Consider the following 15,457-nt stretch of genomic DNA (forward strand, 5'->3'; position numbering starts at 1 on the left):
GATTTTTTCCGGCCTCCGCGCGCCCTAACGGTCACCTGGGCCGGCTTAAATGCTCTAATCGCGCCATCGCGTCTTATAGAGAAGAACCGTTTCGTCCATGGATATCAAACAACTCTGGGTCCACCTTCAAGACCTCTGGGGTGCCCTAGACCAGCACCCGCTCCTGCACTCCGGCCTCGGCCTGATGTTGCTGCTGGTGATTGCGCTGGTGCTCGGTCGCGTGGCGCGCTACCTGATTCTGCACGCCGCCAAGCTGCTGGGGCGCCAACCGGCCCTGCACTGGATCAATGACCTGCGCCAGAACAAGGTCTTCCATCGCCTGGCGCAGACAACGCCGTCGCTGATCATCCAGTTCGGCCTGCACCTGGTGCCGGAACTGAGCAAGGCCAGCCTGGTGTTCCTAGGCAATGTCGCCACGGCCTTCACCATCCTGTTCATGGTGCTGGCCCTCAGTGCGCTGCTCAGTGCCCTGCTGGATGTCTACGCCCGCACCGAGCACGCGCGCACCCGCTCGATCAAAGGCTACGTGCAACTGACCAAGATGGTGCTGTATGTGTTTGCCGCGATCATCATCGTCGCCACGCTGATCGACCGCTCGCCGCTGTTGCTGCTGTCCGGCCTGGGTGCGATGTCGGCGGTGATCCTGCTGGTCTACAAGGACACCTTGCTGTCGTTCGTCGCCAGCGTGCAGTTGACCAGCAACGACATGTTGCGGGTCGGCGACTGGATCGAGATGCCCCAGGTCGGGGCGGACGGCGACGTGGTGGACATCACTTTGCACACGGTCAAGGTGCAGAACTTCGACAAGACCATCGTCTCGATCCCGACCTGGCGCCTGATGTCCGAGTCGTTCAAGAACTGGCGTGGCATGCAGCAATCCGGCGGCCGACGCATCAAGCGCAGCCTGTTCATCGACGCCAGCGGCGTGCGTTTTCTGCATGACGAGGAAGAACAGCGCCTGACCCAGGTGCGGCTGCTGACGGATTACATCAGCCGCAAGCAAGCTGAGCTCAAGGCCTGGAACGAAGCCCAGGGCAACGTCGCGGCAATGTCGGCGAACCGTCGACGCATGACCAACCTGGGGACCTTCCGCGCCTATGCCCTCGCCTACCTGAAAAGCCACGCCGAGATCCAGCCGAACATGACTTGCATGGTCCGCCAGTTGCAGACCACGGCCCAGGGCATCCCCCTGGAAATCTACTGTTTCACCCGCACCACGGTGTGGGCCGACTATGAGCGGATCCAGGGGGATATCTTCGATTACCTGCTGGCGGTGATGCCGGAGTTCGGCCTGAACCTGTACCAACAGCCCAGCGGCACGGACCTGCGTTCGGGTTTGCTGCCAGCGGCGCTGGGGGCAAGCCACCTGCCGGAGCCGCAGAAGCAGGTGGTCTGACCCTCACAACCAATCACCCTGTGGGAGCGGGCTTGCTCGCGAAAGCGGTGGGTCAGTCAATTAAAATGTCGACTGATACTCTGTCTTCGCGAGCAAGCCCGCTCCCACAAGGGTTTTCAGTGTGCAGGTAGCGGTTGGCGTACCCCCAACCGGCTGATCCACACCGCCGCCAATATCACTGACCCGCCCAGCAGCAAGCGGCCCAGTGCCTCGTGCTGGTTCCAGATCAGCAGGTTCAGCAGCAACCCTACCGGCACATGCAGGTTGTTCATCACCGCCAGCGTGCCGCCGTTGACCAGGCACGCGCCCTTGTTCCACCAGTACAGCCCCAGCGCGGTGGACACCAGGCCGAGAAACAGCAGCACGCCCCATTGCAGCGGTGCCTCGGGCCAGAAGTCGGCCTTGCCGAACAGCAGGAACGCCGGCAACGCCACCGCCAGCGCACCGAGGTAGAAATAGCCGAAACGCCGGTAGTGCGGCAGGTCGCTGGGGTGGCGGGCCACCAGGTGCTTGTACAGCACCTGCCCGGCCGCGTAAGTGAAGTTGGCCAGTTGCAGGAGCAAAAAGCCCATGAAGAAATCCGGATTGATCCGGTCATAGCGAATCACCGCCGCACCGGCCACGGCCACCAGTGCCGCGATCAACGCCCAGGGGTTGAAGCGGCGGTTCAGTGCGTCTTCGATCAGGGTGACGTGCAGCGGGGTCAGGATGGTAAAGAGCAACACTTCTGGCACCGTCAACACCCGGAAGCTCAGGTACAGGCAGACGTAGGTCACACCGAACTGCAAGGCACCGATCAGCAACATGCCGCGCATGAACGACGGCTCGACCTGGCGCCAGCGCGTCAATGGAATGAACACCAGCCCCGCCAGCACGACCCGCACCAGCACCGCGAAATAGCTGTCGACGTGCCCGGCCAGGTACTCGCCGATCAGGCTGAAGGAAAACGCCTGGATCAGCGTCACAAAAAGTAGATAGCCCATAAGCCCCTCGTTTCGAATGGCGGCGAAGATAGCGGTTTTACGCGGTGGGGGCGAGTTTGCTGGCGATGGCGGCGGTGCATTCACAGATCCAGCCCAGCGCACACAAGATCCGTAAGCACCGCACTTCCGTGTGGGAGCGGGCTTGCCCGCGAAAGCGGCGTGTCAGCCAACAAATTTGTCACTCATGAGCCGCCTTCGCGGGCAAGCCTGCTCCCACAAGGGGCCTTTTTGTGTGAGTGAAATCGCAGGCAAAAAAAAGGTTCATCACGGATTGCCGGGAAAGACGCTCTTGATCTTCATGAAAAAGAATTCGCTATCCCGGTAACCGTACGCCATCCGCTTGATGACCTTTATTCGATTGTTTATTCCTTCCAACTGACCGGTGTGCATCGGCCAGCGAACCCGGCTCACGATGCCCCGCCAGTAACCCTTTAGCCGTTTGGCGAACTGGATCAGAGCCGGTATTTCGCTTTCATGCGCATGACGCAGCCATTGCTTCCAGGCCGCTCGCCAACCCCAGGCAGTACTCGGCGTCCAGAGTGTTTTGAGTTCAGCCTTCATCAAATAGACCGTCATCAACGCTTGGTTGGCCGCCAGCAGATCCTCCAGGCGGACCTGTTGCTCCGGTGTTTTCAAGTTCTGCGGATTGCGCAGCAACAGCCATCGCGCCTGCTTGATGACCTTGCGGGCAGGCTTGTCGTGCAAAGATCGCCAAGGGCGAATTCAAACTGATCCTGCCCTATGCGTTGCCGTTGACACTGGGCAATGACCTGGCCGGCGTGGTGCTCAGCGTCGGCGCGGCGGTACGACGCTTCAAGCCGGGGGACGAAGTCTACGCTCGCCCGCCCCAGCAACGTATCGGCACCTTCGCCGAGCGGATTGCCGTGCACGAAGACGCACTGGCGCGCAAACCCGACAACATCACCATGGAGCAAGCCGCGGCCCTGCCCCTGGTCGCGCTCACGGCGTGGCAGGTGCTGGTGGAAACCGCGAAGCTGAAGAAAGGCCAGAAAGTGTTCATTCATGCGGGCTCAGGCGGGGTGGGCAGTATCGCCATCCAGTTGGCCAAGCATTTGGGCGCTTTTGTCGCGACCACCACCAGCACCGCCAATGTGGAGTGGGTCAAAGCGTTGGGCGCAGATGTGGTGGTCGACTACAAACAGCAAGCCTTCGAGACCGTGCTGCGGGATTACGATGTGGTGCTGAACAGCCTGGGCCCAGATGCGCTGGCCAAGTCACTGAAGATTCTCAAGCCCGGCGGTCAGCTCATCTCCATCTCCGGCCCACCGACGCCCGCCTTCGCCCGCGGCCAGAACCTGCCCTGGTTATTGGGCCTGGTCATGGGTGTGTTGAGCAGCAGTATCCGCAGGAAAGCGCGCAAGCAAGGCGTGAGCTATGACTTTGTCTTCATGCGGGCCAGTGGCGCGCAACTGGATGAAATCACCACGCTGGTCGAGTCGGGGATTATCCGGCCGGTCATCGACCGAACCTTCCCTTTCGAATCCACAGCCGCGGCCCTGGACTACGTCGAACAAGGCCGTGCCAAAGGCAAAGTGGTGATCACGATGGAGACGGCACCGCCCGACGCACACCCAGCCGGCTGATCCACACCGCCCCCAGAATCACCAGACCGCCCAGGGCCAAACGACCCAGCGGTTCGTGCTGGTTCCAGATCAGCAGGTTCAGCAGCAACCCCACCGGCACATGCAGGTTGTTCATCACCGCCAGGGTGCCGCCATTGACCAGGCAGGCGCCCTTGTTCCACCAGTACATGCCCAGCGCGGTACTGACCACTCCGAGGAACACCAGCACGCCCCATTGCAGCGGCGCTTGCGGCAGGAAGTCAGCCTTGGCGAACAGCAGGAACGCCGGCAACACCACCATAACTCGTCCATCACCAGGCGTCGCGGTTGCGCCTTTGGCAAAACGCTCAACGCCGCTTGCAAGGCTCGACGCTCCAGCAACCGAACGGTGTCCCAATGCAGCCCGAACAGTTGAGCCACGTGCAGTGTGGGGAGGCGTTCGCAGGCCTGAATGACCGCCTCGGCCAAACGGCGCGTCATGCGGGCATAGCGGTCCAGCCAACTGACGGCCTCCATGCGTTTACCGCAGTCACGACAGCCCACCCGCCTGAGCAACACGCTCAGGCGTACCGCACGACCGAGAATCGGCAGGTCACGAACGGTACGCTCGCAATACTCATGAGTGGTTGAACAGGGTTTCTGGCACCCGCCGCAGGATGGGAATCGGGTGGGATGGGGAATCAGATCGATTTGTAGATCGTCGCCATCAGGCTTGATCGTGACGACAGAAAAGCCCTCCCAAAAAGGAAGGAAAGTATTAATATCGCGCATAAGAACGCCGGTTTGTTAGATGTGTTTGCTCGCACGAACATCATCAATCAAATCGGCGTTCTTGTTTCTGTGGTTCCCGGGATTCCGTGAAGAACCAAAAAAAAGCCCGATCTCGCCAGGGCGTTCAATCGGGCTGATGCACTCAGGAGCAATAAGTGCAAAGGGAGGTTCGATGCGCAAAACGGTTTGAAGGGAAGCGCCAGGTCACTAGACCACCTGGCGATTACCCGAGGATTAACGGATCAGGCGACCTGGGAGAGCTTGGCATTGGCCTGGTTCAGGCCCTTCTCCTGGAAGTCGCCGCCCAGGTTCATGCCCTCGGCATGGATGAAGGTCACGTCGTGGATCCCGATGAAGCCCATGACCTGGCGCAGGTACGGTTCCTGATGGTCAGTGCTGCCGCCGGCATGGATACCGCCACGGGCGGTCAGCACGAAGGCGCGTTTGCCGGTCAGCAGGCCTTGCGGGCCGGTGGGGGTGTATTTGAAGGTCACGCCGGCACGCAGTACGTGGTCGAGCCAGGCCTTCAAGGTGCTTGGAATCGCGAAGTTGTACATCGGCGCCGCCATCACCAGCACATCGGCGGCCAACAGTTCCTCCGTCAACTGATCGGAACGTTCCAGCGAGGCATTTTCGCTGTCGTTGCGTTGCTCGGCAGGCTTCATCCAGCCACCCAGCAGGTTGGCGTCAAGGTGCGGCACCGGGTTGACGGCCAGGTCACGGACCTTGATCTCATCGGCCGGGTGCGCGGCTTTCCACTGGTTGATGAACGTCTGGGTCAGTTGACGGGAAACCGAGTCTTGCTGGCGGGCGCTGCTTTCGATGATCAGGACGCGTGACATGGGTTGTAGGCTCCATCTGAAAATGTTGTCAGTCGATGGAGTGAAGATTAAACATGAGCATATCGATGAAAAAGCGCAAATAACTGCTGTAAAGCATCGATAAATTCGTTTATAAGCGGAGCAAGCACTCGGCGCTTGCCCCGCTATGCCGTTATTTCGGTTGGCAGGTCAGCACGATGCGCAGCTTGATGATGTTGCGGTTGAACTTGGCCGTGGCGTTCTTGAACTTGCCGGCGGCGACTTCGAGCTTGCGGGTGCGTGGCGCTTCGGGGCCGTTGCGAAAGACCACCGTGCACGCCGCGTCCGTGTTGCCGTAGTTGTTGACCTGGATGGAGCCGATGTCGGCATCGGTGTCGTAGGCGTTGTAGTCGATGCTCAGGCCGTTGAGGTGTTTTTCCACATCGATCGGGTACGCAAACGCGGTCAGCGGCAGCAAGGCCAGCACCGCACAACAGATTTTTTTCATTCGGCAGTCTCCACCCAGGGACCGCCAGCTTAGGACAAGAGGAGCTCAATATGAAAGCGCCCCGCGTGACCCTTGATCAATGGCGAACGTTGCAGGCCGTGGTGGACCACGGCGGTTTCGCCCAGGCCGCCGAAGTGTTGCATCGCTCCCAGTCATCGGTCAGCTACACCGTGGCCCGCATGCAGGATCAGCTCGGCGTGCCGCTGCTGCGGATCGACGGGCGCAAGGCCGTGTTGACCGAGGCCGGCGGTGTGTTGCTGCGGCGCTCCCGGCAACTGGTGAAACAGGCCAGCCAGTTGGAAGACCTGGCCCACCACATGGAGCAAGGCTGGGAAGCGGAAGTGCGCCTGGTGGTCGACGCGGCCTACCCCTCGGCCCGCCTGGTGCGCGCGTTGACGGCGTTCATGCCGCAAAGCCGTGGCTGCCGGGTCCGGCTGCGCGAAGAGGTGCTGTCGGGGGTGGAGGAAGTGTTGCTCGAAGGCGTGGCCGATCTGGCGATCAGCAGTTTCAATATTCCTGGCTACCTCGGCGCGGAGTTGAGCGATGTAGAGTTCGTCGCAGTGGCGCACCCTGAACATGCCCTGCACCGGCTCAATCGCGAACTGAGCTTCCAGGACCTGGAAAGCCAGCTGCAAGTGGTGATCCGCGACTCCGGGCGCCAGCAACCCCGGGACGTGGGCTGGCTCGGCGCCGAGCAGCGCTGGACCGTCGGCAGCCTCGCCACCGCCGCCACGTTCGTCAGCAGCGGCCTGGGCTTCGCCTGGCTGCCCCGCCACATGATCGAGCGAGAACTCAAGGAAGGCACGCTCAAACGACTACCCTTGGATCAGGGTGGCAGCCGTAACCCGAGTTTCTACCTGTATTCAAACAAGGAAAAACCCCTGGGCCCGGCAACGCAGATCCTCGTCGAACTGCTGCGCACCTTCGACACCGCGCCGCTGGATGCCCCGTTCGCCGCCCCTGAACAAGCCTGACAGGAGTCATCGATGGCCTACTTCGAACATGAAGGTTGTCACCTGCACTACGAGGAATACGGCCACGGTGCGCCCTTGCTGCTGGTCCACGGCCTGGGTTCCAGCACTCGGGACTGGGAACAGCAGATCCCGGCGCTGTCCGCTCACTATCGATTGATCGTCATGGACGTGCGCGGCCACGGCCGCTCCGACAAGCCTCGCGAACGCTACAGCATCGAGGGTTTCAGTGCCGACCTGATCGCCCTGATCGAACACCTCGACCTCGGCCCGGTGCACCTGGTGGGCTGGTCCATGGGCGGGATGATCGCCTTTCAGCTGGCCGTGGACGAACCTGCGCGGGTCAGGAGCCTGTGCATCGTCAACAGCGCCCCCGAAGTCAAGGTCCGCACGCCCGACGACTGCTGGCAATGGTTCAAGCGCTGGAGCCTGATGCGCCTCCTCAGCCTGGAAACCATCGGCAAGGCCCTGGGCGCCAAGTTGTTTCCCAAGCCCGGGCAGATCGAGTTACGCCTGGAAATGGCCCGACGCTGGGCAAAGAACGACAAACGTGCTTATCTCGCCAGCTTCGACGCGATCGTGGGTTGGGGCGTCCAGGAACGACTGTCGCAGGTCACCTGTCCAACGCTCGTCATCTGCGCCGACCATGACTACACCCCTGTGGCGCTCAAAGAAGCCTATGTGAAGCGGCTGCCGAATGCGCAACTGGCGGTCATCGCCGATTCACGGCACGCTACCCCGCTGGATCAACCCGAACGCTTCAACCAAACCCTGTTGCACTTCTTGAGCGCAACCGACTCCACCACTCAGGATCACTGACCCCATGCTGAAAAAAATCGCCCTCGCCGCCGGTACCGTATTGTTCGCCGCCAACCTGATGGCCGCGCCTGCGCCTCACGTGCTGCTGGAGACCACCAATGGCCAGATCGAAATCGAACTGGACCCGGTCAAGGCCCCTATCAGTACCAAGAACTTTCTCGAGTACGTGGACAGCGGTTTCTACAACAACACGATTTTCCACCGCGTGATCCCCGGCTTCATGGCCCAGGGCGGCGGTTTCACCCAACAGATGCAACAGAAGGACACAAAGGCACCGATCAAGAACGAAGCCAGCAATGGCCTGCATAACGTTCGCGGCACCTTGTCGATGGCCCGCACTTCCGATCCGAACTCGGCCACCAGCCAGTTCTTCATCAACGTGGCCGACAATGCGTTCCTCGACCCGGGCCGTGACGCCGGTTACGCGGTGTTCGCCAAAGTGGTCAAGGGCATGGACGTGGTGGACATCATCGTCAACTCCCAGACCACCACCAAGCAAGGCATGCAGAACGTGCCAATCGACCCTGTGATCATCAAGTCGGCCAAGCGCATCGACTGAGGCACACGGCAAGCCTGAGCGGCGAGGCCAATCGCGCGCCGCTCACAGCAAAAGGAGAGCCCCTGCCAGGGCATTGACCGATGGTTTATCGCCGTTTCGAACAACTGATCGACATCTTCCGCGACGCCCCCACTTCGGCACCGCCGAACCGCGTCCTACCCTTCTACACCTATTACCTGAAACAGGTCTGGCCGAGCTTCGCCGTGCTGCTGGTGGTGGGCCTGGTCGGCGCACTGATCGAAGTGGCGCTGTTCAGCTACCTGAGCCGCATCATCGACCTGGCCCAGGGCACGCCCAATGTGGACTTCTTCAAGATCCACGGCCTGGAGCTGGCCTGGATGGCCGTGGTGGCGCTGGTCTTTCGCCCCATTTTCGTGGCCCTGCATGACCTGCTGGTGCACCAGACCCTGAGCCCCGGCATGACCAGCCTGATCCGCTGGCAGAACCACAGCTATGTGCTCAAGCAGAGCCTGAATTTCTTCCAGAACGATTTTGCCGGGCGCATCGCCCAGCGCATCATGCAGACCGGCAACTCCCTGCGCGACTCGGCGGTGCAGGCCGTGGATGCGCTGTGGCACGTGCTGATCTACGCCATCAGCTCGCTGGTGCTGTTCGCCGAGGCCGACTGGCGCCTGATGATCCCGCTGCTGCTCTGGATCGCCGCCTACATCGGCGCCCTGTGCTACTTCGTGCCGCGGGTCAAGGAGCGCTCGGTGGTGTCGTCCGATGCTCGCTCCAAGCTCATGGGCCGGATCGTCGACGGTTACACCAACATCACCACCCTGAAGCTGTTCGCCCACACCAACTTCGAACAGCAATACGCCCGCGAGGCGATCCAGGAACAGACCGAAAAAGCCCAGCTGGCCGGCCGCGTGGTGACCAGCATGGACGTGGTCATTACCAGCATGAACGGCCTGCTGATCGTCGGTACCACGGGCCTGGCGCTGTGGTTGTGGACCCAATCGCTGATCAGCGTCGGCGCGATTGCCCTGGCGACCGGGCTGGTGATTCGCATCGTCAACATGTCCGGCTGGATCATGTGGGTGGTCAACGGCATCTTTGAAAACATCGGCATGGTCCAGGATGGCCTGCAGACCATCGCCCAGCCGGTCAGCGTCACCGACCGCGACCAGGCCAAGCCCCTGGCAGTGGCCCGGGGCGAGGTGCGCTTCGAACATGTGGACTTCCACTATGGCAAGAAAAGCGGGGTGATCGGCGACCTCAACCTGACCATCAAGCCCGGTGAGAAGATCGGCCTGATCGGTCCGTCCGGCGCCGGTAAGTCCACCTTGGTCAACCTGCTGCTGCGTCTCTATGACGTGCAGGGCGGGCGCATTCTCATCGACGGCCAGGACATTGCCGAAGTGAGCCAGGAGAGCCTGCGCTCGCGCATCGGCATGATCACCCAGGACACCTCGCTGCTGCACCGTTCGATTCGCGAGAACCTGCTCTACGGCAAGCCCGACGCCACCGACGCACAGCTCTGGGAGGCCGTGCACAAGGCCCGCGCCGATGAGTTCATCCCGCTGCTGTCGGACGCCGAGGGGCGCACCGGCTTCGATGCCCACGTGGGTGAGCGCGGCGTGAAACTCTCCGGCGGCCAGCGCCAGCGCATCGCTATCGCGCGGGTGCTGCTCAAGGACGCGCCGATCCTGATCATGGACGAAGCAACGTCAGCCCTGGACTCGGAAGTCGAAGCGGCGATCCAGGAAAGCCTCGAGACCCTGATGCAAGGCAAGACGGTGATCGCCATCGCCCACCGCCTCTCCACCATCGCCCGGATGGACCGGTTGGTGGTCCTGGAGCATGGCCGCATCGCCGAAACCGGCAGCCACGCCGAACTGCTGGCGCACGGCGGGTTGTATGCGCGGCTGTGGCAGCACCAGACGGGTGGGTTTGTGGGGATCGACTGAAATACCGTGGCGAGGGAGCTTGCTCCCGCTGGGGTGCGCAGCGCCCCCTCTGAGATTTGAGCCTCAACGCATGAGTTGAAGGTCAGTTGATTGGGGCTGCTGCACAGCCCAGCGGGAGCAAGCTCCCCGCCACGGGGTTCGGTGTCAGTCAGCAGATATCAGCACTGTCGATACGGCAGTGCAGTCCTGGCCTCCTCGGCGTAGGCCAAAACCCCTTCCTGCTCGCGCGCCAGGAAGTCCGCCACCGCGGCCTTCAACCCCGGATGGCGCAAGTAATGCCACGACCGGGTGATCACCGGCTCGAACCCACGTATCAATTTGTGCTCGCCCTGGGCACCGGCATCGAAGCGTTGCAAGCCGTGGGCAATCGCATAATCCATCCCCTGGTAAAAACAGGTCTCGAAGTGCAAGCGATCGTATTCCGCCAGGCAACCCCAGTAACGCCCATAGAAGCTGTCACCGCCCACCAGGCTGAAGGCCATCGCCACCGGCCGTGAGCCTTGCTTGGCCAGCACCACGCGAATGGCCTCGGGCATGCGCTCGGCCAGCAGGCTGAAGAACGCCCGCGTCAGGTACGGCGCCTGCCGACGCACCGCGTAGGTGTTGGCGTAACAGGCGTAGACGAAATCCCACAGCGCCTCGTCCAGTTGATGGCCATCGAGCCATTCGAACTCGATGCCCTGCCCCGCCACCTGCTCGCGCTCCTTGCGCATCTGCTTGCGCTTGCGGGAACTGAGCGCATCGAGAAAGTCCTGGAAGTCCCGGTAACCGCGATTCTGCCAATGGTACTGGCAGCCAATCCGCTGCAACCAACCCTCCTGCTCGGCCAGCGCGGTATCGGTGAAGTCATCGGTAAAGTTGATGTGGGCGCTGGACAGCCCCTCGACCTCCAGATACCCCGGCACGCTGCCCAACAACGCCAGCCCATCCTCCCCCCGCGCCGCCAGCAGACGCGGACCGCTGACCGGGCTGAACGGCACCGCCGTCAGCAGCTTGGGGTAATAGTCGATACCGGCCCGGGCACACGCATCGGCCCAGCCGTGGTCGAACACGTACTCACCGTAGGAATGCCACTTGCGGTAACTGGGCAAGGCGGCCAGCAGACGACCGTCTTCGACGTGCAGCAAATGCTCGGGCTGCCAACCGGATTGCGGGCCGAGGCTGGCACTGTCTTCCAGGGAACTCAGGAAGGCATGGCGCAGGAACGGTTGATGGTCGGGCACCATCGCGTCCCATTCCTGGGACGCGATGGTGGAGAGAGTGTCCAGTACGTGAAGCGGCATTGGGGGTACCAGGGTCCAAGCGATAGGATCAGTATCGCCGATCCGGGGAAAAGGAAGGAGGGGTATTCGATATTTCACATACGGAGCTGGCGGATGTTTTTCATCTCCTCCTCTCCGAGATTCAAGCCTTTGAAGTATTTTTCCAGATCACTTCTCGGTGAGATTTTCTGATCGTATGCCGCTGCAATTATCTTAAAGTCTCTTGTACTGTGCCGGGTTCTGCCTAGGCGGCCTATATTATTCTTAGCATGTCGATAGGCCTTATTGACTGAGACAAACACCTCAAGACTACTTTCCACTTGACTCTCCAGAGCCGCAATATGAGCGCTCCGCTCGACCTTGGCCGTGATGAGGTCTGCTTGACGCGCTGCTGCCACATCCGAATAAAAATCTTTCCTTTTCTTTAGATAGTCCACATCTTTGGGCCTGATGGTTTTAATCGAAGCCGCTTCCGATTTGGCAGGATTAGTTCTCAGAAGGTCACGCGGTATACCTGAAACATCCTCGAGATAATCCGCCGAGGCAGTCGTTTTCCTGACGGCCCTGAGCAACGTGCCTACCAAGTTATGTCCAGTCGGATCCACATGATTGATCGGATCCCCCGCACAGTACATGTACGCATTCAACCCACCCTCTCCAAACGGGCTCAGGTTGTCCGGGCTGTGAAACCTCATCATTAACGGATTGAAGACTCGATAACCCTTGCCTAGCAAGTACCACCCGGTTTGCCCTTCACGTCGCTCGCCGTTGTAACCCAGCAGACTGTTCGCTAATGCGGCATCAGTGAGATAGCCGTAAGGAAAGTAGGCATGATGCGTGATGCCCTGCTGACTGATCTCCCCCAACACGCTGTTCTTGTCATCGCCCACCAGCAACCGGACACCGGAATCACCGCCGACCGGGTGCTCGGCGAGTACAACACCTTCTGCTCGAACAAAAGTCGTGCTGTCAGTTCCGTTGGTCTCCGCCACCAGCTCATTGTTTCGGTAAAACCGTTGCTCTTGGCCATCGGCGGTGCTATGTCCGACCAACGTGTCCAGCGCATCATAGTGGAACACAGTCACTTTTCTTTCCTCGTCGACTCTTGAAAATTTTACCAACGAACTTTTAATGATCTTAAATGACGAACCCTCCATCTATTAACTTCACTTTTAAAATAAGCCAACTCGGCATCTACTTCCTTCAAATCCATTGACATTCGCGAGTTATACAAAATCGCATCATCATTAAAAGCGTCGGCGCTATGTCGAGTAATACGATGCTTACCTATATTCGCTTCAGAAAATGCGTAATCCATCCTGGCGGCATTTGCTTTATCGACAAATTTTTCGAGGGCCCACATATTTTTTGTGATATCCGCATATCTTCCGCTTTCACTCTTGTAAAGCTTTTCGAGATCAAGATGGACTTTTCGAGCATTGTCATAGGCCACCAGCTGCCTTTTATTAAGATCACTAACATGCTTCTCTGTAATAGAAAATAGGGATGCCGGCTTTCCTTCAGGGCCCCTCTTTAAAGCGTCAGGAATTTCTTTTGCGATGGAAGACGCAGTGGTTTTCCGGAAAATTCGCAAGAAAAATCCCTTAGAAATATGCCCAGTAGGATCCACTCTATTAACCGGATCCCCCACGCAATACATATACGCATTCAAGCCCCCCTTTCCAAACGGGCTTAAATTGTCCGGGCTGTGAAACCTCATTAGACGTGGGTTGAACACTCGATAACCATTACCCAGCAGATACCAACCGGTTTGTGTATCACGTCGTTCGCCGTTGTAGCCCAGATGACAGTTCACCGAGGCGCTCTGCGTACGATGGCCGTACGCCGAATAAGCGATGCTTTTGACAGCACCCTGGCTGATCTCACTCAACACGCTGTTCTTGTCATCGCCCGCCAACAGCATGGCCCCTGAACCACTGCCGGTCCGGTGCTCGGCAAGTACGACACCCTCGGCGCGGATGAAAGTGCTGTTGATGTTCCCGTTGGTTTCATTCGCCAGTTCATCGCTTCGGTAGAAACGTTGCTCTCTACCGGCGGAGGTCGTTCGACCAATCAAGTTGTCCAGCGCGTCATAGTAAAAGCCGTCAGTCGTTTCGTTGCGTGAAACCCCGGAGTCGCCGAGAGAGCCATTGGACCCTGGCTGCTCTACTTTATCTGAACCCGCCATGTCGTTCTCCGCATCTGCCATTGCGCCTGAACGAAGTAAGCACGTTTTCCGGAAACCGCGAAACTGTCAGGGTTTACAGGTGCATGCCCGTACAGTGCCTGCGGAAAAATGGATAAAAAAAACCCCGCCAGAGGCGGGGTTGAAAAAGGAGCTTTAACGGATGAAGGAAGAGCTCTGTATCAAGTGCGCGACTTAGAACACGTACTGGGCACGGACCACGAAACCATCGCCGTCGTCGTCGCCGTTGACGTTGGTGACTTTGTCGGTCTTGGCCTTGATGTAGGCGGCGGAGATTTTCACCGCTTCGTTGGCGTACCAGTTAACGCCGAGGTTGTGCACCTTGGCTTCGGCATCGCCGACGTCGCGGGTGGCGCTGGCGGTGGTGATGTTGTCGTCTTCGACGGTCATGCTGTCGTAGCGATAGAACACTTCCCAGGCGCCGATGGATTTGTTCTGAGGCTTGATGGCGTCGAACTTGCCCACTTTATAGCCGCGCGATTCACCGGTGAGGGTGTAGGCGCCCTGAACGTAGAAGCCATGGCCCTTGAGGTCTTCGAAGCCGTCGGCATCAGCCTTGGTCTTGCGGGTGATGTACTCACCCTGGATCGACGCAGGCCCCATGGCGAAGGCGGCTTCCAGGCCGAACGCGGTGTCGCGGTCGTAGGAACCGGCCGGCGAGTTGTTGGCACCGCCCAGTACCGGACGGTTACCGTTAGGGCCGGCATCGTTGCCGCCGAGGGTTTCTACGCCACGCATGCCCAGGCGAGAGCGATAACGTGCATCGAACACGGTGTCGGAGACATCGCGCGAGGCCACGTTCACACCGAAGTGCAACACGTTGCCAGCCTCGTGCATCGGGGCGAACACGAAGCGGCCGTTGACTTGCTTGACGCTGTCGCCGTCGGTGTCGTCGGTGTCCTTGCTGAACACACCGGCCGATGCATAGAACGAATCGGCGAAGGTGCTGGACGCTTGCAGGCCCAGGCCGTTCTGGTGGCTGTTGGCCCAGTCGATCAGGTCGTAAGCAGCGTTACGCTCAGGCGCGGTGACCCACTTGGAGCTGGTGGCTTTTTCCAGGCCGAAGTCGGGGTCGAAACGACCGACCTTGATCGACACTGGTTTGAAACCGTTATAGGCCAGGGACGCTTCGTCGAAGTAGCCGTTGTCCGAGTCGCCGCTGTTGTGGGACATGTCGTAGTTGATGGTGTAGGCCCAGTCCGTGTACAGCACGCCGGACAGTTCCAGGAACGCGCGACGGATGTAAGCGGCATCGGCCGATTTGCCGTTGTCGGTGTAGATCCCGTCGAACTGGCTGTAGTCAGCCTGCAAACGACCGCCGAGCTTGAAGCTGAACTCTTTGTCAGTGGTAGCGACTTCAAGGCCGCCCTTGGTCTTGACCACGATATCGGCGCCATCGGTGGTGACGGTGCCGGCGAAAGCCTGGGCGGTTACTGCCATTGCCAGTGCGCTGGCGGCAAAACCTGCGAAGTGCTTACGGATCATCGAAGAATTCCCCTAGTTGGTAGTCTATGCGTTAGAAAACACGCGGAACTGGGCCCGCTGGTGTTGGGAGGGGATCTTGGCGGCAGGTTGTGTCAGGCGAGTTGCTATCACATAAAGATTTTATGACAGCGGAACTTTTTACTTCGAAAGGGAATAACCAGAGGCGACGCAGCCCCCTGTGGGAGCGGGCTCGCTCGCGAA

General features: G+C 59.9%; 13 protein-coding genes and 3 pseudogenes. 7 read left to right on the forward strand and 9 right to left on the reverse strand.

What is annotated here, in order from left to right; translation table 11 throughout:
- Nucleotides 1-97: 97 nt before the first annotated feature.
- Nucleotides 98-1,396, forward strand: a complete 1,299-nt coding sequence (locus VM99_25870; protein ID AKK01318.1) for a mechanosensitive ion channel protein MscS — start codon at nucleotides 98-100, stop codon at nucleotides 1,394-1,396.
- A 116-nt stretch (nucleotides 1,397-1,512) separates the two neighbouring features.
- Here VM99_25870 and VM99_25875 read toward each other — a convergent pair whose 3' ends face one another.
- Complete coding sequence (locus tag VM99_25875; protein AKK01319.1) at nucleotides 1,513-2,379, reverse strand: membrane protein; 867 nt, start codon at nucleotides 2,377-2,379, stop codon at nucleotides 1,513-1,515.
- Nucleotides 2,380-2,643: 264 nt separating this feature from the next.
- A pseudogene (locus VM99_25880) lies at nucleotides 2,644-3,149 on the reverse strand (transposase).
- Between the two features lie 9 nt (nucleotides 3,150-3,158).
- On the opposite strand from VM99_25880, the gene VM99_25885 reads away from it, so the two are divergent.
- On the forward strand, nucleotides 3,159-3,983 hold the full coding sequence (locus VM99_25885; protein ID AKK01320.1) for an NADPH:quinone oxidoreductase: 825 nt from the start codon (nucleotides 3,159-3,161) through the stop codon (nucleotides 3,981-3,983).
- Here VM99_25885 and VM99_25890 read toward each other — a convergent pair.
- Nucleotides 3,940-4,272 (reverse strand): annotated as a pseudogene (locus tag VM99_25890) (membrane protein). The gene VM99_25885 and the pseudogene VM99_25890 sit on opposite strands and share 44 nt — an antisense overlap.
- An 86-nt stretch (nucleotides 4,273-4,358) precedes the next feature.
- Here VM99_25890 and VM99_25895 point away from each other — a divergent pair.
- A complete protein-coding gene (locus VM99_25895) occupies nucleotides 4,359-4,592 on the forward strand; it encodes a hypothetical protein (GenBank protein AKK01321.1) in 234 nt (77 codons plus the stop codon).
- Between the two features lie 383 nt (nucleotides 4,593-4,975).
- Here the strand turns inward: VM99_25895 and VM99_25900 are convergent, their stop codons facing one another.
- Together VM99_25900 and VM99_25905 are read right to left on the reverse strand one after the other, a co-directional pair.
- The gene (locus VM99_25900) at nucleotides 4,976-5,575 is read right to left on the reverse strand and encodes an FMN-dependent NADH-azoreductase (protein AKK01322.1); all 600 of its coding nucleotides are present in this window, start codon (nucleotides 5,573-5,575) and stop codon (nucleotides 4,976-4,978) included.
- Nucleotides 5,576-5,726: 151 nt separating this feature from the next.
- On the reverse strand, nucleotides 5,727-6,041 hold the full coding sequence (locus VM99_25905; protein AKK01323.1) for a 3-phosphoglycerate kinase: 315 nt from the start codon (nucleotides 6,039-6,041) through the stop codon (nucleotides 5,727-5,729).
- 50 nt (nucleotides 6,042-6,091) lie between these two features.
- On the opposite strand from VM99_25905, the gene VM99_25910 reads away from it, so the two are divergent.
- From VM99_25910 to VM99_25925, 4 genes are all read left to right on the forward strand, one after another.
- Nucleotides 6,092-7,015: a LysR family transcriptional regulator gene (locus tag VM99_25910; protein ID AKK01324.1), complete on the forward strand. Its 924-nt coding sequence runs from the start codon at nucleotides 6,092-6,094 to the stop codon at nucleotides 7,013-7,015.
- Between the two features lie 12 nt (nucleotides 7,016-7,027).
- A complete protein-coding gene (locus VM99_25915) occupies nucleotides 7,028-7,831 on the forward strand; it encodes a 3-oxoadipate enol-lactonase (protein ID AKK01325.1) in 804 nt (267 codons plus the stop codon).
- Nucleotides 7,832-7,835: 4 nt separating this feature from the next.
- On the forward strand, nucleotides 7,836-8,390 hold the full coding sequence (locus VM99_25920) for a peptidylprolyl isomerase (GenBank protein ID AKK01326.1): 555 nt from the start codon (nucleotides 7,836-7,838) through the stop codon (nucleotides 8,388-8,390).
- 80 nt (nucleotides 8,391-8,470) lie between these two features.
- Nucleotides 8,471-10,303 carry a multidrug ABC transporter ATP-binding protein gene (locus tag VM99_25925; GenBank protein AKK01327.1) on the forward strand — a complete coding sequence of 611 codons (1,833 nt, stop codon included), beginning with the start codon at nucleotides 8,471-8,473 and terminating at the stop codon, nucleotides 10,301-10,303.
- Nucleotides 10,304-10,461: 158 nt separating this feature from the next.
- Here the strand turns inward: VM99_25925 and VM99_25930 are convergent, their stop codons facing one another.
- The 4 genes and pseudogenes from VM99_25930 to VM99_25945 all read right to left on the reverse strand — a co-directional run bounded on the left by VM99_25930 (nucleotide 10,462) and on the right by VM99_25945 (nucleotide 15,256).
- Nucleotides 10,462-11,586 (reverse strand): acyltransferase superfamily protein, encoded by a 1,125-nt coding sequence (locus tag VM99_25930; protein ID AKK01328.1) that lies wholly within the window; start codon nucleotides 11,584-11,586, stop codon nucleotides 10,462-10,464.
- Between the two features lie 74 nt (nucleotides 11,587-11,660).
- Entirely contained in the window at nucleotides 11,661-12,650 is a 990-nt protein-coding gene (locus VM99_25935; protein AKK01329.1) for a hypothetical protein, read from the reverse strand.
- Between the two features lie 527 nt (nucleotides 12,651-13,177).
- A pseudogene (locus VM99_25940) lies at nucleotides 13,178-13,651 on the reverse strand (hypothetical protein).
- Nucleotides 13,652-13,945: 294 nt separating this feature from the next.
- Complete coding sequence (locus VM99_25945) at nucleotides 13,946-15,256, reverse strand: porin (protein AKK01330.1); 1,311 nt, start codon at nucleotides 15,254-15,256, stop codon at nucleotides 13,946-13,948.
- Nucleotides 15,257-15,457 lie beyond the last annotated feature (201 nt).

It is taken from the genome of Pseudomonas chlororaphis (assembly GCA_001023535.1).
Taxonomy (GTDB): domain Bacteria; phylum Pseudomonadota; class Gammaproteobacteria; order Pseudomonadales; family Pseudomonadaceae; genus Aquipseudomonas; species Aquipseudomonas chlororaphis_E.